The following is a 22,382-nucleotide window of genomic DNA, read 5'->3' on the forward strand; positions in this document are numbered from 1 at the left end:
TAAGCGCAAGCAGCTATTGTTTTGATAGTTTTCATGGCGTATTCGATCAGGGTTGAACCTTGGGGGCCTCAAAACCGGGCTCTCCCGGGCCGGCGCCGGCACGGCCTGCACCATAGATGAAGAGCTGCGGGTTTTCGTTGATGCCCCCGGCCGTGCGCCCAAACTGGCGCGCAGCACGCGAGGTGTCGTCTGCGGCGCGGTTCAGGCGCGGCAGGGTAACGCTGCCAAACTGGTCTGCGGCGCGCGCCAGTGACTGGGTGCCCTGGGTGATCTGGTCGAGGGCACCGCCTTCAGCGCCCAGGCGCTTGTTGGTCTGACCGATGTCGATGGCCAGCGTGGACACCTGCGACCCCGCCTGTTCTAGCGCCCTGAGGGTCCGGCGCGCGTCGCCTACCAGGGGCGGCAGGGCCGCCAGGGTGGGGTCCAGGCGCTCTTTCACGGTGGTGTCCAGCCGCTGGGTGAGTGCTGCCACGCTGCTGGCCGCCTGCCCCAGGCTGTCGAGTGCCGTGCTGAACCGTTTCTGGTTGTCATCGCCCAGCAGCGTGTTGATGCGGTGCGTGGCTTCTTCCACCTGGCCCAGGATGGCGGGGCCTTGGTCCGCCAGGCGCGACAGCGGCGAGCTGCGCAGCGGCAGCCGCGGCAGGCCACTGGGGCCGGGGGGCACGGCTGGCTGCGCCACCCCCTCATCGTCCAGCTGCACATGGGCCAGCCCGGTGACTCCCTGGTAGCCCAGCACGGCGAAGGTGCCAGGGGTAATGGGGGCCTGGTCGTTGACGGCGATGCGGATCAGCACGTTGCCCGGAATCTGGGGGTCAAAACCAATGCGCGTGACCTTGCCAACGGCTACGCCCTTGTAGCGCACGGCGGCCTGTGGCTGCAGTCCGGTAACGCCGTCCTTGCTGGTCAGCTCGTAGTGCTGGTAACTGGTGTTGTCGCGGGTGAGCCAGATCGCCAGACCCGCCAGCATGGCGGCCACCGCCAGCACGAAGATGCCGGCTGCAAGGGCGTGGGATTTGTTTTCCATCAGGATTCCTTGGCGGTAACCGCGTTATGCACTGGCGCCATGGCGCGCTGGCCGCGTTCACCCAGAAAAAAGTGTTCTATGAACGGATGAGGGTAGCGCGTCACTTCATGGGGCGTGCCGGTGACGATCACTTTCTTGTCTGCCAGCACAGCCACCCGGGTGCTCAGCGCAAACAGGGTATCGAGGTCGTGCGTGACCATCACGACGGTCAGGCCCAGCGCTGCATGCAACTCGCGCAGCAGGGCCACAAAATCGTCTGCACTGCTGGGGTCAAGCCCCGCCGTGGGCTCATCGAGCAGCAGCAACGTGGGGTCCATGATGAGCGCCCGCGCCAGCGCCACGCGCTTGACCATGCCGCCCGACAGGTCGGCGGGCATGCGGGTGGCGTGCTCGGGCTTGAGGCCCACCATCTGCAGTTTGACCAGCGCCGCATCACGCACCACATCGGCCGGCAACGTGCCTTGCTCACGCAGGGCAAACGCCACGTTGTCGAGCACGTTGAAGGCCGAAAACAGGGCGCCGTGCTGGAACAGCATGCCCACACGGCTGGCAGCGCCTTCGCGCCCCATTTCCGAGGCCGGCTGGCCCAGCACCGTGACGCTACCGCGCGTCGGCCAGGCCAGGCCCAACATCTGGCGCAGCAGCACGGTCTTGCCGGTGCCCGAGCCCCCCACCAGCGCCAATATCTCGCCGCGTTGCACCGACAGCTGCAGGTCCTGGTGCACCGAAAAGGCCTCGTTGCCCTTGCCGAACGTGGTCCACAGCCCTTGCACGTCCACAACGGGCGGCTCGCCAGGCGCGACGGCGATGTGCCCGGGTTTGGCGGTGCGCTCCGTCATGGGCACCCTCTCTTTGAATTTGAAACTGGCGCGCGCGAAGCCAGCGGCCGCCGCTCAAGGGCCGCCCCGCCGAGCTGGCCGCGTTCCCCTTCCCGCAAAACAACGTTTTGCGAGAGAAGGGGGAAGGTGCGAAGCACCTCAGGGGGATGCTTCCTCATATTCCGATGTTCTTGAATGCCACGGCAAACAGCGCATCCACGATGATCACCATGGTGATGGACGTCACGACCGAGGCCGTCGTGCCCTCGCCCAGGCTCTGCGTATTGGGTTTGACGCGCAGCCCCCAGTGGCAGCCAATCAGGGCAATCAGGGCGCCAAACACCACCGATTTGGACATCGCCAGCCCGAGGTTGCCAATCTTCACCGCCGAGGGCAGCGCCTCGACAAAGTACGCCGGCGAAATGTCCATGGCCACATCGGCCGCCAGCATGCCGCCAGCCAGTGCCGCCAGCGTGGTCCACACGCTGATGAGGGGCATGGCCAGCGCCAGCGCCAGCGTGCGCGGCAGCACCAGGCGAAAGCCATGGGGAATGCCCATCACGCGCATGGCATCGAGCTCTTCGGTGACCCGCATCACACCGATCTGGGCCGTGATGGACGAGCCCGACCGCCCCGCCACCAGAATGGCCGCCAGCATGGGGCCCAGCTCGCGAATCAACGAAATGCCCAGAATATTGACGATGAATGACTCGGCCCCGAACTGGCGCAGCTGCAGACTCATCAGGTAGGCCAGCACCACGCCAATGAGAAACCCCACCAGCGCCGTGATGGGCAGCGCCGTGGCACCCATGCGGTACACATGGCCCGACACATCACGCCAGGGCCCGCGCCCCGGCGCACGCGCCAGCCGCACGAGGTCAAGCATCAGCTGCCCCACCAGCTGCACCATGTGCCTGGCGTGGTCCGCACCATGCAGCACCAGCACACCCAGGTGGTCCATCTGCTCGGACAGGCGCCAGGGTTCTGCGGGCGGCGGCACTACGGTGAGGCTTGCCACACGCTCCAGCATGGCGCGCTGGGGGTCGGTCAGCTGCAAATGCTGCGGCCACTTCTGGCCCCAATGCTTCCAGAGCAACTGCGCGCCCACATGGTCCAGCCACTGCAGGCTGCGCAGGTCCCATCCTCCCGGAGGCACCGGTTGCTTGCGCAACTGTGCCGCCAGCGCGTGCCAGTGCTCACGGTGGCCCAGCTCGGCCGCACCCCAGCGGCCCAGCAATTGCGCCTGGGGCCCTTCGGGTGATTCGGCAAAGACGATGCGAGGCGAAAGATCGCTCATGGATGGGGCGGCGCAAGCCACCATGGTTGGAAAAAAGCAAAAGCAGCGCAAACGGCCTGGGCCCGGACCATGCGCCAAGCACAAGCACAGCCGCGAGCACTGTGCGTGCAATTATTATCAAAATAGCCTCCGGCGCAATACCATAAAGCACTATTAGCTACAAATTGCGTAGCAACTGGCGTTTGCCCCCTCGACAGACGGATTGCCCGCCGCACAATGGTGCGCAGACCCTTTTCTTGTTTCGCGCAGCGCCGCAGTCCGCTTTCATCCCATGAGTGACACCACGTTTGACTACATCATCATCGGCGGCGGCACGGCCGGCGCCCTGCTTTGCAACCGCCTGAGTGCCGACGGCCGCAGCCGGGTGCTTCTGATTGAAGCCGGCCGCAAAGACGATTACCACTGGATTCATATCCCCGTGGGCTACCTCTACTGCATCGGCAACCCCCGCACCGACTGGCTTTACAACACCGAACCCGACGCCGGGCTGAACGGCCGCACGCTGCGCTACCCGCGTGGCAAAACGCTGGGCGGCTGCAGCAGCATCAACGGCATGATCTACATGCGCGGCCAGGCGCGCGACTACGACCAGTGGGCCGAACTGACGGGTGACGACAGCTGGCGCTGGGACAACGCCCTGCCCTATTTCCGCCGCCACGAGGACCACTGGCGCCTCGACCAGCCCAGCGGTGTGAATGAAAATTTCAAACGCCTGCACGGCAGCAAGAGCACTGGCGGCACGGGCGAATGGCGCGTGGAAAAGCAGCGCCTGCGCTGGGATGTACTGGATGCTTTTGCCCAGGCCGCGCAGCAGGCGGGCATTCCGGCCACCGATGATTTCAACGGCGGCAGCAACGAAGGCGTGGGTTACTTCGAGGTCAACCAGAAAAATGGCTGGCGCTGGAACACCGCCAAGGCCTTTTTGCGCCCCACCTGCTACGGACGCCCCAACTTCGAGATGTGGACCGCCGCCCAGGCGGCCAAACTCCTGATCGAGACGCAGCCGGACGGTAGCCGCCGCTGCACCGGCGTGCAGGTGTGGGACGGCCATGAGATGGTCACAGCCCGCGCCACGCACGAGGTCGTCCTGAGCGCCGGCGCGGTCAATTCGCCCCAATTGCTGCAGCTGTCGGGCATCGGCCCCGCAGCGCTACTGCGCCAGCATGGCATTGACGTGGTGCACGACCTGCCCGGCGTGGGCGCAAACCTGCAAGACCACCTGCAGATCCGCACCGTGTTCAAGGTGCAGGGCGTGGAGACACTCAACACCATGGCCAACTCGCTGTGGGGCAAGGCCAAGATCGGACTGGAATACGCCCTCAAGCGCAGCGGACCCATGAGTATGGCGCCCTCGCAGCTGGGCGCCTTCACGCGCAGCAGCCCCGACCAGCCCTGGCCCAACATCGAATACCACGTGCAACCGCTGTCGCTCGATGCCTTTGGTGAGCCGCTGCACAGCTTTCCGGCCTTCACGGCCAGCGTGTGCAACCTCAACCCCACCAGCCGGGGCAGCGTGCAGATCAAGACGGGCCGCTTTCAGGACGCGCCCGCCATCGCCCCCCGCTACCTCAGCACCCCCGAGGATCGCAAGGTGGCGGCCGACAGCCTGCGCGTCACGCGCCGCATCGTTGCGCAATCGGCGCTGAGCCGGTACCAGCCCCAGGAATGGAAACCCGGCACGCAATATGAAACCGATGAAGACCTGGCCCGGCTGGCCGGCGACATTGCCACCACCATCTTCCACCCCGTGGGCACAACCAAGATGGGGCGCGATGGCGACCCGATGGCGGTGCTCACCCCACAGTTGCGGGTGCGCGGCATTGACGGCCTGCGCGTGGTGGATGCCGGGGCCATGCCCACCATCACCAGCGGCAACACCAATTCGCCCACGCTGATGCTGGCCGAAAAGGCCGCCGAATGGATCCTGGAGGCGCGCAAGGCGGCATCCGGGCACTGACACAGCCGCCCGGTCGTACCGCCCATGCAGTGACGCCCCCTGAAGAAAGGCCGCAGACTCGGACAGCTTCAGCGAATACCACCCACATAGCGCGGCACCTCGGGCGACGGCGCGATGCGCTGTCGCACTGCCTGCGCAGCTACGTCCAGCAACGGGCGGCGCTCCGCGTCGGGGGCTGGAGCATGGATAGCGTGGTCCAGACGTGCAGCCCACTCGGCCAATTCGGGCACGTTGTCTTCCTGGGCGTGCTGGCGTGCAAAACGCACGATCTCCAGCGCATATTCGGCGTTGACCGCCATCCATTCGGTGTCTGTCACGCGCCCCGTCTTGCGGCGCAACAAAACATGCAGATGGGCAGCAATGGCGAGCTTGTCGGCTTCAGGCATGGCAAAACCCTTCATCCGCCCAGGCGTTCGCGGTGCTGGGCGATGTCGAGCCCGGTCTGCTCGCTCTGCACATCCACACGCAGGCCCATCGCAAAATTGGTGATCCATAGCAGCGCAGCCGTCGCGACCAGGCTGTAGGCCATCACCGCGCCCACACCAATGGCCTGGGTGAACAGGCTGCCCTGCACGCCACCCACAGTTTCGTTGGCCAGCACGCCCGTTAGCAGCGAGCCCACGATGCCGCCAATGCCATGCACACCAAAAACATCCAGCGAGTCATCGGCGCGCAGCAGGCGCTTGAGTCCCGTGGCGCCCCAGTAACACGCAAGGCCCGCAACCAGGCCAATCACCACCGCCGAGCGCAGTGTCACAAAGCCCGCAGCGGGCGTGATGGCCACCAGCCCCGCCACCAGGCCAGAGCAAAGGCCCAGCAGAGATGGCCGCCCTCGTACCACCCATTCGCCCAACATCCACGACAAGGCACCCGCCGCTGCCGCCAGGTGCGTCACCGCCATCGCCAGGCCCGCGCGCCCATCGGCGGCCACGGCAGAGCCCGCGTTGAAGCCAAACCAGCCCACCCACAACATGCCCGCGCCCGCCATGGTGAGCCCTAGGTTGTAAGGCTCGAAAGGCTCTCGGCCATAGCCCGTGCGGCGGCCGAGGAACCAGGCGCAGACCAGCCCTGCAATGCCCGCGTTCACATGCACCACCGAGCCGCCAGCAAAATCCAGCGCACCCATCTGGGCCAGCCAGCCGCCGGGCTCCCACACCCAATGCGCCACGGGGGCATAGACCAGCAAGCTCCAAAGACCGACAAAGATCAACATGGCAGAAAACCGCATGCGCTCGACCAACGCGCCCACCAGCAACGCTGCGGTAATGATGGCAAACGTGAGCTGAAACATGGCGTACACCGACTCAGGGATATGCGGAGCTACATGACTCACAGCCAGCCGTCCTTGTGCCAGCTGGAAATCGAGTCCCGTGAATCCCATGCGGTCAAAACCGCCGAGCCAGGCGCTGCCCGGCGTAAATGCCAGCGAATACCCCGCCGCAAACCACAACAGGCTGACCAGTGCCGCAATGGCAACCACGCTGGCCATGGTGTTGAGCACGTTCTTGCGGCGCACCATGCCGGCATAAAAAAGTGCAATGCCCGGAAGCGTCATGAGCAGCACCAAGACGGTGGAAGTCATCATCCAGCCAGTGTGTGCCGCACTCACGGTGTTGTGGTCGACCAGCGTGGGGCGCGTTGGTGGCTTCGCAACATCAGCCACGCCCACCTGTGCTGCCTGTGTCGCGTTAGGTGGCGCGGTCAATGGCCCCGTTTGCGCCATTGCACTGATGCACAACCCCAGACCCAGCGCCGATATCACCATCAACCGCTGCATGAATGCCCGCATAGAGACTCCCTTTCGCAAATTGTTACGAACGCATTGCACGAGCCATGCCAGCCGGCGGCCTCTTTTCAAGGCAAAAGCGCTTCTGAATCGCTGCATAGGGGTGCGGGAAACTCCCAATGCACCATCGAAGTGCAGCCATTACAGTTGCCCCACTCGAAAGCGCGCTCCGGTGTGCCAAGCGAGGGGCCCGAGGAGACATCTTTTCTACCAATAACCAAATTTAAAGCACCCAACGAGGTGCATCCTTTTATAAGCGCTGGCGATCCCAGCGCTTTTTTCTTGCCCATTTTCTGTGCGCAGCACCGGAACCACGGGGCAAGCAATCACGAAATTGATAGCACTCACGGTGCGAAAATCCTGGGATGGAATGGATTTTTATTACCCTGGCCTCACTGCTCGCAGGTTTTGTGGACGCGATCGTGGGCGGTGGGGGACTGGTTATGGTTCCAGCGCTGTTTGCGGCTTTTCCGGGCGCGCCACCGGCCACGCTGCTGGGCACCAACAAGGCCGCAGCGGTATGGGGAACGGCCATGGCCACCTGGCAATACGGTCGGCGTGTGCAGATACGCTGGTCTGCCATGCTGCCTGCTGCAGCGGCCGGATTCATGGGTGCATTCGCCGGCGCGTGGGCTGTCACGGTGGTGTCGGCAGATTTTCTGCGCAAGCTGCTGCCACTCGTCTTGCTGGGCGTGCTGGTCTACACACTCGCAAAAAAAGAGTTGGGACGACACCACAAGCCCCGCCATGAGGGGCGGGCCGAGGTGCTGATCGCCAGCCTGATCGGTGCGCTCATCGGTTTTTATGACGGTTTCTTCGGCCCCGGTACCGGCAGCTTCTTTGTTTTTCTGTTCGTGCGCCTGCTGGGCTATGACTTTCTCAACGCATCAGCGTCGGCCAAGCTGCTCAATTGCGCCACCAACATCGCGGCCATTGCGCTCTTTGCCGCCAAAGGCCATGTGTGGTGGCACTTCGCCGTGACGCTGGCGGTGGCGAACATCGTGGGAAGCCTGCTGGGCACGCACATGGCGCTCAAACACGGCACCGGCTTTGTGCGCGGCATTTTCATCGTGGTCGTAAGCACTTTGATTCTCAAGACGGGCTACGACGCCTTCCTGCGCTAAAGCCCCACAGGGCGCCCACCGCAATCGCCGCGCGGGCGGCCGAAAGGTCCTGCGACACTCTGCCGCGCGGCCGCGAATCAGGGTTGTCCGCCATAGGCCCCGCGGCCCGGGCGCCATTTATAATTGCGGCAGATTTGTGACGCCCACCATCTTTGGGTACTATCATTTCCTTGGCTCCGGTTGCGTGACCCGCAAGCCGGATTTTTTGTATCTGCACCACCCCACGACAGGATTCCCCCATGAAATTCTTCAAGGTCATCGCCTCCACCCTGGCACTGTGTGCTGCCTTTTCCATACAGGCCCGCTCCCTCGATGACATCAAGAAGAGTGGCAAGATCATTGTGGCCACCGAAGGACAGTTTGCGCCCTTCAACTACTTCAAGGGCACCACCCTGACGGGTTTCGAGGTGGAAGTGGCAGAACTCGCCGCCAAAAAGATGGGCCTGAAAATTGAATGGAAAACCATCGGTTTTGACGCCCTGCTGACCGGCCTGAAGCAGGACCGCTGGGATCTGGTGATTGCATCGCACGGCGTGACCGAAGAACGCGCCAAGGCCGTCACGTTCACCGCTCCGCACTACTGCTCTGGCGGCATGGTGATCGCCATGGACCCTGCCATCCGCAGTGCCAAGGACCTGGCCGGCAAGACCGTTGCAGTGCAGACCGGCACCAGCTATCTGGAAAACGTCCAAAAGGTCACAACGATCAAGGAAATGAAGAATTTCCCCACCGATGTGGACGCGCGCAGCGCGCTCACCTCGCGCCGGGTGGACGCTTGGGTGACCGACCGTTTCGTGGCCAAGGAAGTGGTGGCCAAGAACCCCACGGCCGGCCTCAAGCTGGGTGAAATGGTGTTCATCGAGCGCATTGCCTCGGCAGTCGCCAAGGGCAACCAGACCCTGGCAGACGCATGGAACAAGGCTCTGGCCGAAACCATGGCCGATGGCAGCTACGCCGCCGTGTCCAAGAAGTACTTCAACGAAGACGTACGCTGTAACTGAGAACGGGGGCTCCGGCCCTCTCTGATCCATGCTCATTGCCCTTTGGCCGCGCCACTGGAGCCGCCAGCAGCGCAGCAACGCTACGCTGGTTGCGGCTCTGGTCCTCATGGTGGTCATGCTGGCCCTTCTCGGCCAGATACTCTCCCTGTTCCCCGAACCCATTGGCTCCAACGCACAGGCGTTTTCCGATGGCGCACGCACCACGCTGTGGCTCACGCTGATCAGCGGCACGGTGGGCCTGATCCTGGGCACCGCTGCGGCGCTGGCGCGCACCGCCCGCTGGATCGGCTTGCGCTGGCTGTCGGGTTTTTATATCTGGGCGATCCGCGGAACACCGCTGCTGGTCCAGATCCTGTTTGTTTACTTCGCGCTTCCGGTGCTCGTGCCGGGCCTGAATCTGCCTGACTTTGCCGCCGCCGTGGTGGCGCTGGGCCTGAACGTGGGCGCCTACAACGCCGAGGCTATCCGCGCGGGCCTGCTGGCGGTGCCCCGGGGCCAGACCGAAGCCGCGCGTGCGCTGGGCCTTGGCCGGGGCCATGTGTTTTTCGATGTGGTGTTCCCGCAGGCTTTCAAGATATCGCTGCCGCCCCTGGTCAGCAATTTCGTGGCGCTGCTCAAGGATTCTTCACTGGCCTATGCCATTGGCGTGGTGGAACTCACCAATGTGGGCAACCGCATCCAGTCGGCAACGTTTCAACCCATTGCCACCTTGACCACGGTAGCCCTGACTTACCTGCTGCTGACCACGCTGGTGACCCAGCTATCCAACGCCATCGAACACCGGTTTGATGTGGAAGGACGCATCCAATGACCGCCACGACGCCGTACATCGTGGCAGAGAATGTCTGCAAGACTTTTGGCACGAACCAGGTGCTGAAAGAGGTGTCCACGCATTTCAACACTGGTGAGGTCACGGTCATCATTGGTGCATCTGGCTCGGGCAAAAGCACCCTGCTGCGTGCCATCAACCGGCTGGAACCGCATGACAGCGGCACCATCCGCATCGGTGGCGTGCCCGTCACGGACGATCCCCGCACCCTGCAGCAGCAGCGCTGCGAAGTGGGCATGGTGTTCCAGCAGTTCAACCTGTTTGGCCACATGAGCGCACTCGACAATGTGGCGCTGGCCCCAAGGCGCCTGCGCCATCTCTCGAGAGCCCAGGCCAACGAGCAGGCAATGACGCTGCTGCGCCGTGTTGGCATGCAGGACCATGCACACAAGTACCCTTGGCAACTGTCCGGTGGGCAGCAGCAGCGCGTGGCCATTGCCCGCGCCCTGGCCATGGCGCCCAAGGTGATGCTGTTTGATGAGCCCACCTCGGCCCTGGACCCCGAGATGGTGCAGGAGGTGCTGGATGTGATGCGCGAATTGGCGCGTGGCGGCATGACCATGATAGTGGTGACCCATGAGATGGGTTTTGCGCGCGAGGTGGCAGACCGGGTGCTGTTTTTCGACAAGGGCCGCATTGCCCACGACGCGCCCCCCGCGGAGTTCTTCAACAACCCGGGCAATGACCGTATCCGCGCCTTCATTGGCCGGATGGGTGCTTGAGCCTCCCACGCCCAGCCAGAACTGCCCGCAAAACGCCCCGCCGCGCGGGCCTCGTTTCTTTGCCGCTCCTGGATCCTCAGCGCATTGGCCTGGTGTCCCGAATTGAACGTTCGCTTCATAAAGATGCCGGGAATCGTCGCCATGCTGCGTTGCACATCCTCGCGGTAGCTGCGGGTATCGCTGCGGTTTGCACCTTGCCTGACGACGATTTCGACATCTTTGCTTCTTCAACGTACTTCCAACCCAGGACACTCACCGGTGCGCGTGCCGGGCGCCATCCCATTTTTTATGCGTTCTGAACGTTTTGGCCTTTGGGCCCTGTTGGTCGTCACCGCAGTGTGGGGAACCACCTTCCCTGCCATGAAGTTGCTGTCGGCGCACCTCGATGCCCTGCAGATCATCTGGCTGCGCTTTGCCCTGGCACTTCTGGTGCTGGCCCCGCTGTGGGTGGGCATGCGGCCCAAGGAACGCCTGTGGGGTTGCGCACTGGGGCTGCTGCTGTTTGTGGCGTTCTGGCTCCAGATTGAAGGCCTTGCGCGCACCAGCAGCAACCGCAACGCGTTTGTCACCGGGCTCAATGTGCTCGTGGTGCCGTTGATCGCCATGGCAGTCCTCGGGCGGCGCTATGGATGGCGCCTGTGGGCGGCCTGCGCCATGGCGTTCGCAGGCATGGCCTTGATGTTCCACGAGAACGATCCCTGGAATCTGGGCGATTCGCTCACGCTGGCCAGCACGGTGTTCTATGCCATCTATATCCTGGTACTGGAAGAATGCTCACGCCGCACATCCGCACACCCCCTGCGTGCCACGCGCATGGCAGCGGCTCAGGCAACCGTGATGTGCGTGGCCGCCACCGTACTGCTGCTGACACGCGATGGCAGCATGAACTGGGTGCAAACGCTGGGTAGCCTGCAGACGCCAAGCTGGCTGGCGCTGGTGTACCTGGGCTTTGTGGCCAGCGTGGTGGTAGTGACGTTGCAGGCCTGGGGCCAGCAGCGCGTGGATGCCATGCGCAGTGCCATCGTGTTCGGGCTGGAACCGGTTTTCGCCGCCCTGACCGCCTGGGTGCTGCTGGGCGAAAGCCTGGGATGGTCTGGACTGAGTGGTGCGGCCATGATTGTGGCGGCTCTGGTTTTCAGTCAGCTCCGGCCGCCCACGCAGACCGCGGCGACCCCGGCCTAGTGAAGCCTGCGCAGCAACAGAATATTGAGAGAAATCCGACTGTAAGGCTTATGGAATAAGCGCAAACAGCTATCATTATTGACAATTCTATGGCGCCAACAGCGGAACATCAGCGGCAGCACGCGGCTTGCCGATAGGGGCGGAAGCCTGCCCCTTCTGCACGGCAGCAATGTCGGCCTCGCTGGGATACTCCCCCATCAACCAGTAGTCAAACACCCTGCGCGCGATGGGAGCTGCGTGCGCGGCGCCAAAGCCGGCGTTCTCGACGATCAGTGCCAGCGCAATCGTCGGGGCTTCGGCAGGAGCGAACGCCGTGAAGAGCGAATGGTCGCGCTGGTGCTCCTCCAGCGCCTTGGCGTTGTAGCGCACGTTTTGCCCCAGGCTCACCGCCTGTGCCGTACCGGTCTTGCCCCCCGATGTGTAGGGCGCCCCGGCAAACACGCGGGTGCCCGTACCCCCCTTGTTCACTGCCACCATCGCATTGCGCACGATTTCCACGTTTCTTGGTAGATAGCCCAGGTTTTCGCCCGGTGGCTGGGGTATCTCGGTGATCGCCCCGGTGACCGAATTCTTCACGGCCTTGGCCATGTGCGGGCGATAGCGGGTTCCACCGTTGACCATGGTGGCCTGCGCCGAAGCCAGCTGCAGCATGGTGAAGTTGTTGTAGCCCTGCCCGATGCCCAGCGACACGGTCTCGCCCGGGAACCAGCGCTTCATATCGGCGCGCTTGTAGGCATTGCGCTTCCATTCGGTGCTGGGCAGCGTACCGCGCACCTCGCCATTGAGGTCCACACCGGTCGCCTGGCCAAAGCTCAGCGGCTTCATGAAATCGTGAATGGTATCGACGCCCATCTCTACTGCCAGCGAGTAGAAATAGGTATTGCTCGAAAACTGAATGGCCCGGTGCATGTCCACGCCCCCCAGACCCCCTTCGTGGCTGCGAAAGGTGTGGCCGCCAAACGTGTATGAGCCCGGATCGTTCACCACCAGACTGGCCGATCGTTTGCCCAGTTGCAGCGCGGCAAGCGCCATGAAGGGTTTGTAGGTTGAACCCGGCGGGTAGGTGCCCCGCAAGGCGCGGTTCAGCAGGGGCTTGTCGATGGATTCATTGAGCGCGGCCCAGTTTTCTACGTCGATGCCCTCGACAAACAGGTTGGGATCGAACTTGGGCATGCTCACCAGTGCCAGGATCTCGCCGTTGCGGGGGTCGATGGCGACCAGCGCGCCACGGCGGGTGCCATACAGATCCTCGACAAGTTTCTGCAGCTTGATGTCAATCGACAGCATCACGCTGTCGCCCGGCGTGGCCGCACGGCTCGACAGCTTGCGCACGGCCCGGCCTCCCGCAGATGTCTCCATCTGCTCCACGCCCGTAGTGCCATGCAATGCCGCTTCGTAGCTTTGCTCAATGCCCAGCTTGCCGATGTGCTCGGTGCCACGGTAGTTGGCCTCGTCTTCTGAGTCCTGTATCCGGCTTTTCTCCGCCTGGTTGATGCGACCGATGTAGCCAATCGCATGGCTTGCCACGTCGCCCAGCGGATAGTTGCGAAAGAGCCGCGCCTTGATGTCCACCCCAGGAAACCGGTAGCGCTGCGCCGTGAAGCGGGCCACCTCTTCGTCCGTCAGTCGGGTGCGAATGGGCAGCGACTCGAAATTGCGCGACTCCTCCATCAATCGCTTGAAGCGTCTGCGATCCCGGGTCTGGATCTCCACGACCTTCGACAGCGCATTGATGGTGTCGTCCAGCACACCCGCCCGCGCAGGTGTGATTTCGAGGGTGTACGCCGAATAGTTGGTGGCCAGCACCACACCATTGCGGTCCAGAATCAGGCCCCGGTTGGGAACGATGGGAACGATCGCGGTGCGGTTGCTCTCGGCCTGCGCGGCAAGGTCTTCGTGCCTCACCACCTGCAAGAAAAGCAGACGTGCCACGATCAGGCAGAACGCCAGAAAAACCACCGCGCCAATCACCAGCACCCGCGTACGAAACCGCGCGGCATCCGCATCGACGTTGCGCAATTCCGTCATGCCATCCGCCCATTGCGTGCCGACGAACCGAACGCGCACCCCGCGGCACGCAATGCTTCACCGTTTGACAGGACGCAGGTCGTCTTGCTCAAGGAGGGCCTCACAGGGGTCGATTCTGGTCACGATCCGGCGGGCGGCGCTGCGGCGCCAACAGCACCCAGCTGGCCAGAGGCCAGAGCAAGGCCTCCAGCACGGGCGCGATCAGCCCCCAGAATCCCGGGAAAACCCCGCCACCGACCATGCGCAGCAAAAGCTCCACCACGTGGGCCATCAAAAACAGGGGAAACACCTGCAATGCCTGGGACGGAACGCTGAACCACAGCAGACGGCGGTGCATGGCCATCGCGCCAAACGACAGCACCGTGTAGGCCAGGGCATGCTGGCCCAGCCAGGACGACTGGTGCACATCCATGCAAAGACCCAGCACGAATGCAATGCCCATGCCGATGCGCTGGGGCTGGTGCACGACCCAGAAAGCCAGCAGCAGCATCAGGATGTCGGGTGTCCAGACCACACGCCCAAGCGGCAAAAAATTGATCGCCAAACCCACCAGCAGGCTGACGACAATAAAAACGGGATTGACTGGCAGCAGCAAAGGCTGCCCGCGCGGCATGATCATGGCGCGAGTTCCTTGGACCTGCCGGGCCTGCAATACATCACTTGGAATTTACCTTCTTGCCAGGGGGCGGCGACACGGGCTCGGGCAGCTTCGACAAAGGCTCTGCCATTGGTTTGAGCAACATCACATGGCGAGCCCCCTGCACCTCGGCAATGGGCACGCAATAGATACGGGCGAATGCCGAGTCGGCCCTTCGCTCGACACGCACCACCTTGGCGACGGGCAGACCCGGGGGGTACAACCCGTCCACTCCGCTCGTGGTGAGCAGATCACCCTCTTGAATGTCGGCGCTCGACGGCATGAAACGCAGTTCCATACCACCGCCATGGCCCGCCACCGGATCGCCATACGCGACACCGCGGACACCGGTGCGAAGGTTCAGCACCGGGATGGCCTGATCGCGGTCAATCAGCAAGGTGACCTCACTCACGAACGGGTGCACGCGTGTGACCTGGCCCAGCACCCCCTTTTCGTCGAGCACTGGCGAGCCCAGTTCGACCCCTGCCACCTGGCCCTGGTCCACCACCACACGACGCGTATAGGGATCGGCGGTGTCATACAGCACCTGCGCTGCCTGGGCGGGTGTTTCCAGCCTGGCCCGCAGGTCGAGCAGCTGACGCAAGCGCGCATTTTCCTGCATCAACTGCTCGGTCTGCATGGAGCGCTGCGACATCAGCGCCATCTGCTTGCGGGCCGCATCGGCGTCATGCTGGGCCGTCTGCAAGGACTGAAAGTAACCGCTGCCCTGGGCAATGAACTGGACCGGCTGCAGCATCACCCATTGCACCGGGTAAAGCACAGCGGCCACCACCTGGCGCAGCGCGCCCGTGATCTGAAAACGCGCGTCCGCCACCATCAAAAACAGCGCCAACGCGCTGTAGAGAAGCAGCCGTGAAAGGGCGGATGGCCCTTGCTTGAACATTGGTGGCGCGCTGCGCTCAAGTGTTCCGAGCGGCATGGCACATGGTGGTTGTCAGACGGGGCCGCACGACCGCCGAGCCGCGGATGCGTGCCGATGTGGCATGGGTGCGAACGCAGTCAGTCATGCAATGGAGAGCAGTGTGCGACCTGTGCAGACACAGGTGTTCCGTCTTACTCGCTGGTAAAAATGCTGCCCAGGCGATCCATGCGCTCCAGCGCAATGCCGCAGCCTCGCACCACGCAGGTCAGGGGGTCTTCGGCTACCAGCACAGGCAGGCCGGTTTCCTCGGCCAGCAGGCGATCCAGGTCGCGCAGCAGTGCGCCGCCGCCGGTGAGCATCATGCCGCGCTCGGCGATGTCGGCGCCCAGCTCGGGCGGGGTCTGCTCCAGCGCGTTCTTGACGGCAGAAACAATCTGGTTGAGCGGCTCGGTCAGTGCCTCAAGCACTTCGTTGCTGGAAATGGTGAAACTGCGGGGCACACCTTCGCTGAGGTTGCGGCCACGCACTTCCATTTCACGCACTTCGGAGCCAGGAAAGGCCGAACCAATGTTCTTCTTGATGGCTTCGGCGGTGGGCTCGCCGATCAGCATGCCGTAGTTGCGGCGGATGTAGCTAATGATGGCTTCGTCGAACTTGTCGCCGCCTACACGCACACTGCCTTTGTAGACCATGCCGCCCAGCGAGATCACGCCCACTTCAGTGGTGCCGCCACCGATGTCCACCACCATGGAACCGCTGGCTTCGGACACGGGCAAACCTGCGCCGATGCCGGCGGCCATGGGTTCTTCAATCAGGTAGACGGCCGTAGCGCCTGCAGCCTCGGCCGCGTCCTTGATGGCGCGACGCTCGACCTGGGTGGAGCCGCAGGGCACGCAGATGATGATGCGCGGGCTGGGGGTGAACAGCGTGCGCGGGTGCACCATCTTGATGAACTGCTTGATCATCTGCTCGGTGATCACGAAGTCGGCAATCACGCCGTCTTTCATGGGCCGGATGGCTTCGATGTTGCCCGGCACCTTGCCCAGCATGGCCTTGGCCTCACGACCGACGGCCTGAATCACTTTCTTGCCATGGGGACCACCCTCGTGGCGAATGGCAACAACGGAGGGCTCATCAAGCACAATGCCTTTGTCGCGGGCGAAAATCAGCGTATTGGCTGTGCCAAGGTCAATGGCGAGGTCGGTGGAGAAATACCGGCGGAAAGCTCCGAACATTCAAAAATCCTCTCAGGCACGGCATGCACTTCGGCCTGCCGTCGCCGGGTGTGTCAGGGAGTGGGTGGGGGTCAGATATCGCTTTTTTCGCACAATGACCGGCAGTCAAGAGGGTATTGCGGCAAAGCCGGGATAATACCCCATCCCCTGTGAATAACTCTCTTCGGTTTGACCCGGATCACAGGTTTACATCTGGTTTCCCACGAGTTTTCCTTTATGGCACTGACACCCCAGGACATCGGCCGCATCGCCAATCTGGCACGGCTGGAACTGAACCCCTCCGAAAGTGAGCGCATGCTGACTCAGCTGAACGGCTTCTTTGACATCGTGGAAAAGATGCGGGCTGTGGACACATCGGGGCTCACGCCCCTGGCGCACCCCGTCGCCACCATCCAGGACGTGGCACTGCGGCTGCGCGAGGACGTGGCCAGCGAGCCCAACCAGCGCGAAGCCAACCAAAAGAGTGCACCCGCAGTCGAACGCGGCCTGTTCCTCGTTCCCAAAGTGATCGAGTGAGACCTGAATGACCACTTCCCCCACCAAAGCCCTGCACGACCTGGGCGTTTCAGAACTGGCCGCCGGCCTGCGCGCCAAGCAATTCTCTGCCGCCGAAGCCGCCCAGCATTTCCTGGCCCGCGCCAAGGTGCACCAGCACCTGGGCGCATTTGTGGCCATGAACGAAGACGCCACACTGGCGCAAGCGCAAGCCGCTGATGCCCGCATTGCCGCTGGCACGGCGGGCGCGCTGGAAGGCGTGCCGATTGCGCACAAGGACATCTTCGTCACGCGCGACTTCCCCAGCACCGCTGGCTCCAGAATGTTGGCGGGTTACCAGTCACCGTTTGACGCCACCGTGGTAACCCGGCTGGCCAAAGCCGGCGCCCTCACGCTGGGCAAGCTCAACTGCGACGAGTTCGCGATGGGCTCGGCCAACGAAAATTCGGCCGTTGCCCCGGTGGGCTTCGAGGCCCCCGCGCCGGTCCGCAATCCCTGGGACACCAGCCGCATCCCCGGCGGCTCGTCGGGCGGCAGCGCCGTCGCCGTGGCTGCGCGCCTGGCCCCGGCGGTGACGGGCACCGACACCGGCGGCTCGATCCGCCAGCCCGCATCGTTTTGCGGCATCACCGGCATCAAGCCCACCTACGGCCGCGCCAGCCGCTACGGCATGATCGCCTTCGCCTCCAGCCTCGACCAGGCCGGCCCCATGGCCCGCAGCGCCGAAGACTGCGCCCTGCTACTGTCCGCGATGTGTGGCCCCGACCTGGACCGCGATTCCACGTCGCTCGATGTGCCCGCCGAAGACTACAGCCGTTCGCTGAACGACTCTCTTGAAGGTCTGCGCATTGGCATACCCGCCGAGTTTTTTGGCGAAGGCCTGGCGCCCGATGTGCGCGCCGCCGTGGATGCCGCACTGAAGGAATACGAAAAACTCGGCGCCACGCTGGTACCCATCAGCCTGCCCCGTACCGAGCTGTCCATCCCGGTGTACTACATCATCGCCCCGGCCGAGGCTTCCTCCAACCTCTCGCGTTTTGACGGCGTGAAGTTCGGCCACCGGGCCAAGGACTACACCGACCTGGTGGACATGTACAAGAAGACCCGCGCAGAAGGCTTTGGCGACGAGGTCAAACGCCGCATCATGATCGGCACCTACGTGCTTTCGCATGGCTACTACGACGCTTACTACCTGCAGGCGCAGAAAATCCGGCGCATGATCGCTGACGACTTCCAGAACGCCTTCAAGGAATGCGACCTGATTGCCGGCCCGGTAGCGCCCACCGTGGCCTGGAAACTGGGTGAGCATGGCAACAATCCGCTGGCAGACTACCTGGCAGACATCTTCACACTGCCCGCCTCGTTGGCTGGACTGCCCGGCATGAGCGTGCCAGCCGGTTTTGGCGAGGGTGGCATGCCCGTTGGCCTGCAGCTCATCGGCAACTACTTTGCAGAAGCCCGCCTGCTGAACGCAGCCCACCGCCTGCAACAGGCCACCGATTTCCACCTCCGCCAACCCGGGGGACTGTGACATGACCAGCAAATTGATCCACGGCTACGAAGTTGTCATCGGCTTCGAAACCCACACCCAGCTTGCCACGCAAAGCAAGATCTTCAGCCGCGCCCCCACGGCCTTCGGCGCCGAACCCAACACGCAGGCCTGCGCCGTAGACCTGGCGTTGCCCGGCACGCTGCCCGTGATGAACCGAGAGGCTGTTGCTTGCGCTATCAAATTGGGACTGGCCCTCGGCTCCCACATTGCGCCCGTGAGCATTTTCGCCCGCAAAAACTATTTCTACCCCGACCTGCCCAAGGGCTACCAGATCAGCCAGTTTGAAATTCCGGTGGTGCAAGGCGGCGAGGTCGAGTTCTTCTTGGGCGACGAGAAGAAAACCGTGCGCCTGGTGCGTGCCCACCTCGAAGAAGACGCGGGCAAGTCGCTGCACGAAGACTCAGCACTCGGAGGTGGGGGCCAAAGCGGCATCGACCTGAACCGCGCAGGCACGCCGCTGCTGGAAATCGTGACGGAGCCCGACATGCGCTCGTCCGACGAAGCCGTGGCCTACGCCAAGGAACTGCACAGGATCGTCACCTGGATCGGCATCTGCGACGGCAACATGCAGGAAGGCAGCTTCCGCTGCGACGCCAACGTGTCGGTGCGCAAGCCCGGTGCCGCTTTAGGCACGCGCCGCGAGATCAAGAACCTGAACTCGTTCAAGTTCATGCAGCAGGCCATCGACTACGAGATCCGCTGGCAAATCGAGCAAATCGAGGACGGCCACGCGATCCAGCAGGCCACCGTGTTGTTCGACCCCGACACGGGCGAAACACGCGCCATGCGCACCAAGGAAGATGCGGCGGATTACCGCTACTTCCCCGACCCCGATCTGCCACCGCTGCACATTTCAGAGCAGTGGGTGCAGGAACAAAGGGAGTTGATGGCCGAATTGCCCCGCACCATGGCCGCGCGTTTTGTCGCGGACTATGGCCTGCCTGAATACGACGCCACCACGCTCACACAAAGCAAGGCCATGGCGGGCTATTTTGAGGCGGTGGCCAAGGCCTGCGGGCAGGCGAAGCTGGCCAGCAACTGGATCATGGGCGAGGTGTCACGGCGCCTGAACACGGGCGAAATCGGCATCGAGAAAGCCCCCGTCACGGCAGCACAACTGGCCGCGCTCATCGGCCGTATCGCCGATGGCACGATTTCCAACAACGCCGCCAGGCAGGTGTTCGACGTGTTGTGGGCCTGCGAATCTGCCGATGTGGACGCCATCATCGAGTCCAAGGGCCTCAAGCAGATGAACGACACCGGCGCGCTGGAGAAAATTGTCGACGAGGTGATTGCCGCCAACGCAGACAATGTGGCGCAGTTCCGTGCGGGCAAGGACAAGGCGTTCAATGCGCTGGTGGGCCAGATCATGAAGGCCAGCAAGGGCAAGGCCAATCCGCAGCAGGTCAACGATTTGCTGCGGGCACGGCTTGCAGCTTAGTTTCCACGTTGGATACGGCTCTTTGAGAGCCCCGGTGCCGTTCAGGCCAGGCTCGTCGAAACCCTTCGACGAGCCCAGGGCGAGCGGTTCAATCGATATCGGGCCAGATCAATAGGGCAGGCAAAGCAGGGCGTGCACAAGCCTGCGGGTGCCGCCTTTCAGCGCGCTGCGGCTGGCAGCAATACCTCGGAGGCGGGTGCCGCGGGCGCCATCTGCGTCGCCCACAGCCTGCGCAGTTGCGCCAGCTCGGCGTCAAACCGCTGGTGGATGCGGCGCTTTTCCAGATCCTGATTCGCCACGAAGCGCTGTTGCTCAGCCATGCCGTCCTCGTTTTCGGCGATCTTGCGTCGCAGTGCCATGGGGGCCTTGGCGGGATCGCGCTGGTAGAACTCCATCTCCGTATCCAGCGCCTTGCGCTGCTGCTGCAGTTCTGCCATGCGCTTTTCGGCAATGGCGGTGACGTCGTCCAGCAGCTGGATGGCGGCGGCGCGCTCTACATCGTGGGCCGCCTTGTCTGGATAGCGTGCCGTAAGCACCCGCTCACGGCGGCGCTCTTCTTGCTGGCGCGTACGCTCTTCGGCCTCCTTGCGGCGCTGCACTTCCAGCGCCGCGCGCTCCTGTTCGGTGAGCGAGGGGCCAATCTGGCGGCGCACGGTGCCCGTGGGGCCCAGTTCCCGCTGTTCGCGGTCCAGGCATTCAGCAATGGGACGGTCGGCCGTCAGGCGCCGCCCCTGGCGATCGACACAGGTGTAGATGCTGCCAGTGTTGGACTGCTGCGCCCACGCGCAAGGCCCCACCAGGCTGGCAATTGCCCCCACTCCCATGATCCACGCCCATTTGCTCAACTGGATGACCCTTCGTTGACTCCATACCGCTGGCGATAGGCCAGGACCCGTTCGTGGTGTGCGCTCATCTCCACCCCGCCCTTTTGGGAGAGATACAGCAATAAGTCTGCCAGCGTTGCAATGGCACACACCTGCATGCCCAGTTGCTGGCGCACATACTGCACGGCACTGTGCTCGACGTCCTGGCCATTCTCGGTGGCTTTTTCCTGACGGTCCAGCGCTATAGCGACAGCATGTGGCACGGCGCCGGCCGCGCGGATGATGGCAATCGACTCGCGTGCAGCAGTGCCGGCCGACATCACGTCGTCAATGATCAACACCCGGCCCTTGAGCGGCGCCCCCACCAGCGTGCCGCCTTCGCCATGGTCCTTGGCCTCTTTGCGGTTGTAGGCAAAAGGCACATTGCGCCCCTGCCGCGCCAGTTCCACGGCCACCGTGGCAGCCAGGGGAATGCCCTTGTAGGCCGGGCCAAACACCATGTCGAACTCGATACCACTGGCCAGCAGCGCTTTTGCATAAAATTCTGCAAGACGGCCCAGCTTGTCCCCGTCGTCGAAGAGGCCCGCGTTGAAGAAGTAGGGACTCAGACGCCCCGCCTTGGTCTTGAACTCCCCAAACCGCAGCACGCCCGCCTCGACAGCAAAACGTACAAAATCCTGCGCCAGACGGCCCTGCTCAGGGGTGTGCGCGCCAACATTCACCATGGGAATTCCTTGTTCAAGTTAACCAGCCTCAATCTCAACGGCATCCGATCGGCCACCACCAAGGGCGTTGAACGCTGGATCGAAGCCACGCGGCCGGATTGTATTTGCGTGCAGGAAGTGAAGGCCCAGGCGGCCGATGTCGCCACGCGATTCGAGCAGCTTGCCGGAATGCAGGGGCATTTCCACTTTGCCCAGAAAAAAGGCTACTCGGGTGTGGGCATCTACACGCGCCATGAGCCCAGCGACATCATCGCCGGCTACGGCTCGCCCGAGTTCGATGCCGAGGGCCGCACCATCGAACTGCGCTTTGACACACCCGCGCGCAAGCTGTCCATCATCAGCGCCTATTTCCCTAGCGGATCTTCGGGCGAAGAGCGCCAGCAGGCCAAGTTCCGCTTTCTGGACACCTTCCACCCGCACCTCATGGCCACCAAGGGTGCACGGGAGTTCATCCTGTGCGGCGACATCAACATCGCGCACCAGCAGATTGACCTGAAGAACTGGCGCAGCAACCAGAAAAACAGCGGTTTCCTGCCCGAAGAACGCGCCTGGATGACAAAGTTGTTGCACACAACTGACCCCGATGGCGGGCTGGTAGACGTTTACCGTCAGTTACAACCGACGGCCACCGACACCGCCTACACCTGGTGGAGCAACCGCGGCCAGGCCTATGCCAACAACGTGGGATGGCGCCTGGATTACCACCTGGCCACCCCCGCGCTCGCGGCCCTGGCGCGCACCGAGCATATCTACAAGGACGAGAAGTTCTCGGACCACGCGCCCATCACCGTGGATTACGACTTCACGCTCTGACCGCAGCGC

Annotated in this window: 21 protein-coding genes; 10 read left to right on the forward strand and 11 right to left on the reverse strand. The window is 63.4% G+C overall.

What is annotated here, in order from left to right; genetic code table 11:
* Nucleotides 1–46 precede the first annotated feature (46 nt).
* From B7Y64_RS00155 to B7Y64_RS00165, 3 genes are all read right to left on the reverse strand, one after another.
* The gene (locus tag B7Y64_RS00155) at nucleotides 47–1,024 is read right to left on the reverse strand and encodes an MlaD family protein (RefSeq protein ID WP_291328107.1); all 978 of its coding nucleotides are present in this window, start codon (nucleotides 1,022–1,024) and stop codon (nucleotides 47–49) included.
* The gene (locus tag B7Y64_RS00160; protein WP_291324421.1) at nucleotides 1,024–1,863 is read right to left on the reverse strand and encodes an ATP-binding cassette domain-containing protein; all 840 of its coding nucleotides are present in this window, start codon (nucleotides 1,861–1,863) and stop codon (nucleotides 1,024–1,026) included. Before B7Y64_RS00160 ends, B7Y64_RS00155 begins: the two co-directional genes overlap by 1 nt.
* A 154-nt stretch (nucleotides 1,864–2,017) precedes the next feature.
* Nucleotides 2,018–3,139 carry an ABC transporter permease gene (locus tag B7Y64_RS00165; RefSeq protein ID WP_024813749.1) on the reverse strand — a complete coding sequence of 374 codons (1,122 nt, stop codon included), beginning with the start codon at nucleotides 3,137–3,139 and terminating at the stop codon, nucleotides 2,018–2,020.
* A gap of 271 nt (nucleotides 3,140–3,410) precedes the next feature.
* Here B7Y64_RS00165 and B7Y64_RS00170 point away from each other — a divergent pair, with 271 nt between their 5' ends.
* Entirely contained in the window at nucleotides 3,411–5,096 is a 1,686-nt protein-coding gene (locus tag B7Y64_RS00170; protein ID WP_291324422.1) for a GMC family oxidoreductase N-terminal domain-containing protein, read from the forward strand.
* A gap of 68 nt (nucleotides 5,097–5,164) precedes the next feature.
* On the opposite strand, the gene B7Y64_RS00175 is transcribed toward B7Y64_RS00170, so the two are convergent.
* On the reverse strand, nucleotides 5,165–5,482 hold the full coding sequence (locus tag B7Y64_RS00175; protein ID WP_291324423.1) for a hypothetical protein: 318 nt from the start codon (nucleotides 5,480–5,482) through the stop codon (nucleotides 5,165–5,167).
* A gap of 11 nt (nucleotides 5,483–5,493) precedes the next feature.
* Nucleotides 5,494–6,885, reverse strand: coding sequence for an ammonium transporter (locus B7Y64_RS00180; protein ID WP_291324424.1), 1,392 nt, complete (start codon nucleotides 6,883–6,885; stop codon nucleotides 5,494–5,496).
* A 362-nt stretch (nucleotides 6,886–7,247) separates the two neighbouring features.
* Here B7Y64_RS00180 and B7Y64_RS00185 point away from each other — a divergent pair, with 362 nt between their 5' ends.
* From B7Y64_RS00185 to B7Y64_RS00205, 5 genes are all read left to right on the forward strand, one after another.
* The gene (locus B7Y64_RS00185) at nucleotides 7,248–8,006 is read left to right on the forward strand and encodes a TSUP family transporter (protein ID WP_114656921.1); all 759 of its coding nucleotides are present in this window, start codon (nucleotides 7,248–7,250) and stop codon (nucleotides 8,004–8,006) included.
* 239 nt (nucleotides 8,007–8,245) lie between these two features.
* Nucleotides 8,246–9,007, forward strand: coding sequence for an ABC transporter substrate-binding protein (locus tag B7Y64_RS00190; RefSeq protein WP_291324425.1), 762 nt, complete (start codon nucleotides 8,246–8,248; stop codon nucleotides 9,005–9,007).
* A gap of 28 nt (nucleotides 9,008–9,035) precedes the next feature.
* A complete protein-coding gene (locus B7Y64_RS00195) occupies nucleotides 9,036–9,818 on the forward strand; it encodes an amino acid ABC transporter permease (RefSeq protein WP_024813743.1) in 783 nt (260 codons plus the stop codon).
* Nucleotides 9,815–10,558 carry an amino acid ABC transporter ATP-binding protein gene (locus tag B7Y64_RS00200; protein WP_024813742.1) on the forward strand — a complete coding sequence of 248 codons (744 nt, stop codon included), beginning with the start codon at nucleotides 9,815–9,817 and terminating at the stop codon, nucleotides 10,556–10,558. Before B7Y64_RS00195 ends, B7Y64_RS00200 begins: the two co-directional genes overlap by 4 nt.
* Nucleotides 10,559–10,846: 288 nt before the next feature.
* Nucleotides 10,847–11,740, forward strand: coding sequence for a DMT family transporter (locus B7Y64_RS00205; protein WP_291324426.1), 894 nt, complete (start codon nucleotides 10,847–10,849; stop codon nucleotides 11,738–11,740).
* 87 nt (nucleotides 11,741–11,827) lie between these two features.
* On the opposite strand, the gene mrdA is transcribed toward B7Y64_RS00205, so the two are convergent.
* The 4 genes from mrdA to B7Y64_RS00225 form a co-directional block, all read right to left on the reverse strand.
* Nucleotides 11,828–13,768 carry a penicillin-binding protein 2 gene (mrdA, locus tag B7Y64_RS00210; RefSeq protein ID WP_291324427.1) on the reverse strand — a complete coding sequence of 647 codons (1,941 nt, stop codon included), beginning with the start codon at nucleotides 13,766–13,768 and terminating at the stop codon, nucleotides 11,828–11,830.
* Nucleotides 13,769–13,868: 100 nt separating this feature from the next.
* Entirely contained in the window at nucleotides 13,869–14,387 is a 519-nt protein-coding gene (gene mreD, locus B7Y64_RS00215; protein ID WP_024813739.1) for a rod shape-determining protein MreD, read from the reverse strand.
* 37 nt (nucleotides 14,388–14,424) lie between these two features.
* On the reverse strand, nucleotides 14,425–15,345 hold the full coding sequence (mreC, locus tag B7Y64_RS00220) for a rod shape-determining protein MreC (protein ID WP_291324428.1): 921 nt from the start codon (nucleotides 15,343–15,345) through the stop codon (nucleotides 14,425–14,427).
* A 134-nt stretch (nucleotides 15,346–15,479) separates the two neighbouring features.
* Complete coding sequence (locus B7Y64_RS00225) at nucleotides 15,480–16,523, reverse strand: rod shape-determining protein (RefSeq protein ID WP_024813737.1); 1,044 nt, start codon at nucleotides 16,521–16,523, stop codon at nucleotides 15,480–15,482.
* A gap of 216 nt (nucleotides 16,524–16,739) precedes the next feature.
* On the opposite strand from B7Y64_RS00225, the gene gatC reads away from it, so the two are divergent.
* The 3 genes from gatC to gatB are packed head-to-tail and all read left to right on the forward strand — an operon-like array spanning nucleotide 16,740 to nucleotide 20,011.
* Nucleotides 16,740–17,039 carry an Asp-tRNA(Asn)/Glu-tRNA(Gln) amidotransferase subunit GatC gene (gatC, locus tag B7Y64_RS00230; RefSeq protein ID WP_024813736.1) on the forward strand — a complete coding sequence of 100 codons (300 nt, stop codon included), beginning with the start codon at nucleotides 16,740–16,742 and terminating at the stop codon, nucleotides 17,037–17,039.
* Nucleotides 17,040–17,046: 7 nt separating this feature from the next.
* Nucleotides 17,047–18,549 carry an Asp-tRNA(Asn)/Glu-tRNA(Gln) amidotransferase subunit GatA gene (gene gatA, locus B7Y64_RS00235; RefSeq protein WP_291324429.1) on the forward strand — a complete coding sequence of 501 codons (1,503 nt, stop codon included), beginning with the start codon at nucleotides 17,047–17,049 and terminating at the stop codon, nucleotides 18,547–18,549.
* A 1-nt stretch (nucleotide 18,550) separates the two neighbouring features.
* Nucleotides 18,551–20,011, forward strand: a complete 1,461-nt coding sequence (gene gatB / locus B7Y64_RS00240; RefSeq protein WP_291324430.1) for an Asp-tRNA(Asn)/Glu-tRNA(Gln) amidotransferase subunit GatB — start codon at nucleotides 18,551–18,553, stop codon at nucleotides 20,009–20,011.
* A gap of 158 nt (nucleotides 20,012–20,169) precedes the next feature.
* Here the strand turns inward: gatB and B7Y64_RS00245 are convergent, their stop codons facing one another.
* The gene (locus B7Y64_RS00245; protein WP_291328109.1) at nucleotides 20,170–20,835 is read right to left on the reverse strand and encodes a DUF4124 domain-containing protein; all 666 of its coding nucleotides are present in this window, start codon (nucleotides 20,833–20,835) and stop codon (nucleotides 20,170–20,172) included.
* Between the two features lie 17 nt (nucleotides 20,836–20,852).
* Nucleotides 20,853–21,560 (reverse strand): orotate phosphoribosyltransferase, encoded by a 708-nt coding sequence (gene pyrE / locus B7Y64_RS00250; RefSeq protein ID WP_024813732.1) that lies wholly within the window; start codon nucleotides 21,558–21,560, stop codon nucleotides 20,853–20,855.
* A 9-nt stretch (nucleotides 21,561–21,569) separates the two neighbouring features.
* Between pyrE and B7Y64_RS00255 the strand changes: the two genes are divergently transcribed.
* Nucleotides 21,570–22,373, forward strand: coding sequence for an exodeoxyribonuclease III (locus tag B7Y64_RS00255; RefSeq protein WP_291324432.1), 804 nt, complete (start codon nucleotides 21,570–21,572; stop codon nucleotides 22,371–22,373).
* Nucleotides 22,374–22,382: the final 9 nt, after the last annotated feature.

Source organism: Acidovorax sp. 35-64-16 (assembly GCF_002281195.1).
Taxonomy (GTDB): Bacteria; Pseudomonadota; Gammaproteobacteria; order Burkholderiales; family Burkholderiaceae_C; genus Acidovorax; species Acidovorax defluvii.

Bases quoted from the DNA above. Each gene is read 5' to 3' on its own strand.
- B7Y64_RS00155 (WP_291328107.1), bottom strand. From the start codon at position 1,024: ATGGAAAACAAATCCCACGCCCTTGCAGCCGGCATCTTCGTGCTGGCG.
- B7Y64_RS00160 (WP_291324421.1), bottom strand. From the start codon at position 1,863: ATGACGGAGCGCACCGCCAAACCCGGGCACATCGCCGTCGCGCCTGGC.
- B7Y64_RS00165 (WP_024813749.1), bottom strand. From the start codon at position 3,139: ATGAGCGATCTTTCGCCTCGCATCGTCTTTGCCGAATCACCCGAAGGG.
- B7Y64_RS00170 (WP_291324422.1), top strand. From the start codon at position 3,411: ATGAGTGACACCACGTTTGACTACATCATCATCGGCGGCGGCACGGCC.
- B7Y64_RS00175 (WP_291324423.1), bottom strand. From the start codon at position 5,482: ATGCCTGAAGCCGACAAGCTCGCCATTGCTGCCCATCTGCATGTTTTG.
- B7Y64_RS00180 (WP_291324424.1), bottom strand. From the start codon at position 6,885: ATGCGGGCATTCATGCAGCGGTTGATGGTGATATCGGCGCTGGGTCTG.
- B7Y64_RS00185 (WP_114656921.1), top strand. From the start codon at position 7,248: ATGGAATGGATTTTTATTACCCTGGCCTCACTGCTCGCAGGTTTTGTG.
- B7Y64_RS00190 (WP_291324425.1), top strand. From the start codon at position 8,246: ATGAAATTCTTCAAGGTCATCGCCTCCACCCTGGCACTGTGTGCTGCC.
- B7Y64_RS00195 (WP_024813743.1), top strand. From the start codon at position 9,036: ATGCTCATTGCCCTTTGGCCGCGCCACTGGAGCCGCCAGCAGCGCAGC.
- B7Y64_RS00200 (WP_024813742.1), top strand. From the start codon at position 9,815: ATGACCGCCACGACGCCGTACATCGTGGCAGAGAATGTCTGCAAGACT.
- B7Y64_RS00205 (WP_291324426.1), top strand. From the start codon at position 10,847: ATGCGTTCTGAACGTTTTGGCCTTTGGGCCCTGTTGGTCGTCACCGCA.
- mrdA (WP_291324427.1), bottom strand. From the start codon at position 13,768: ATGACGGAATTGCGCAACGTCGATGCGGATGCCGCGCGGTTTCGTACG.
- mreD (WP_024813739.1), bottom strand. From the start codon at position 14,387: ATGATCATGCCGCGCGGGCAGCCTTTGCTGCTGCCAGTCAATCCCGTT.
- mreC (WP_291324428.1), bottom strand. From the start codon at position 15,345: ATGCCGCTCGGAACACTTGAGCGCAGCGCGCCACCAATGTTCAAGCAA.
- B7Y64_RS00225 (WP_024813737.1), bottom strand. From the start codon at position 16,523: ATGTTCGGAGCTTTCCGCCGGTATTTCTCCACCGACCTCGCCATTGAC.
- gatC (WP_024813736.1), top strand. From the start codon at position 16,740: ATGGCACTGACACCCCAGGACATCGGCCGCATCGCCAATCTGGCACGG.
- gatA (WP_291324429.1), top strand. From the start codon at position 17,047: ATGACCACTTCCCCCACCAAAGCCCTGCACGACCTGGGCGTTTCAGAA.
- gatB (WP_291324430.1), top strand. From the start codon at position 18,551: ATGACCAGCAAATTGATCCACGGCTACGAAGTTGTCATCGGCTTCGAA.
- B7Y64_RS00245 (WP_291328109.1), bottom strand. From the start codon at position 20,835: ATGGGAGTGGGGGCAATTGCCAGCCTGGTGGGGCCTTGCGCGTGGGCG.
- pyrE (WP_024813732.1), bottom strand. From the start codon at position 21,560: ATGGTGAATGTTGGCGCGCACACCCCTGAGCAGGGCCGTCTGGCGCAG.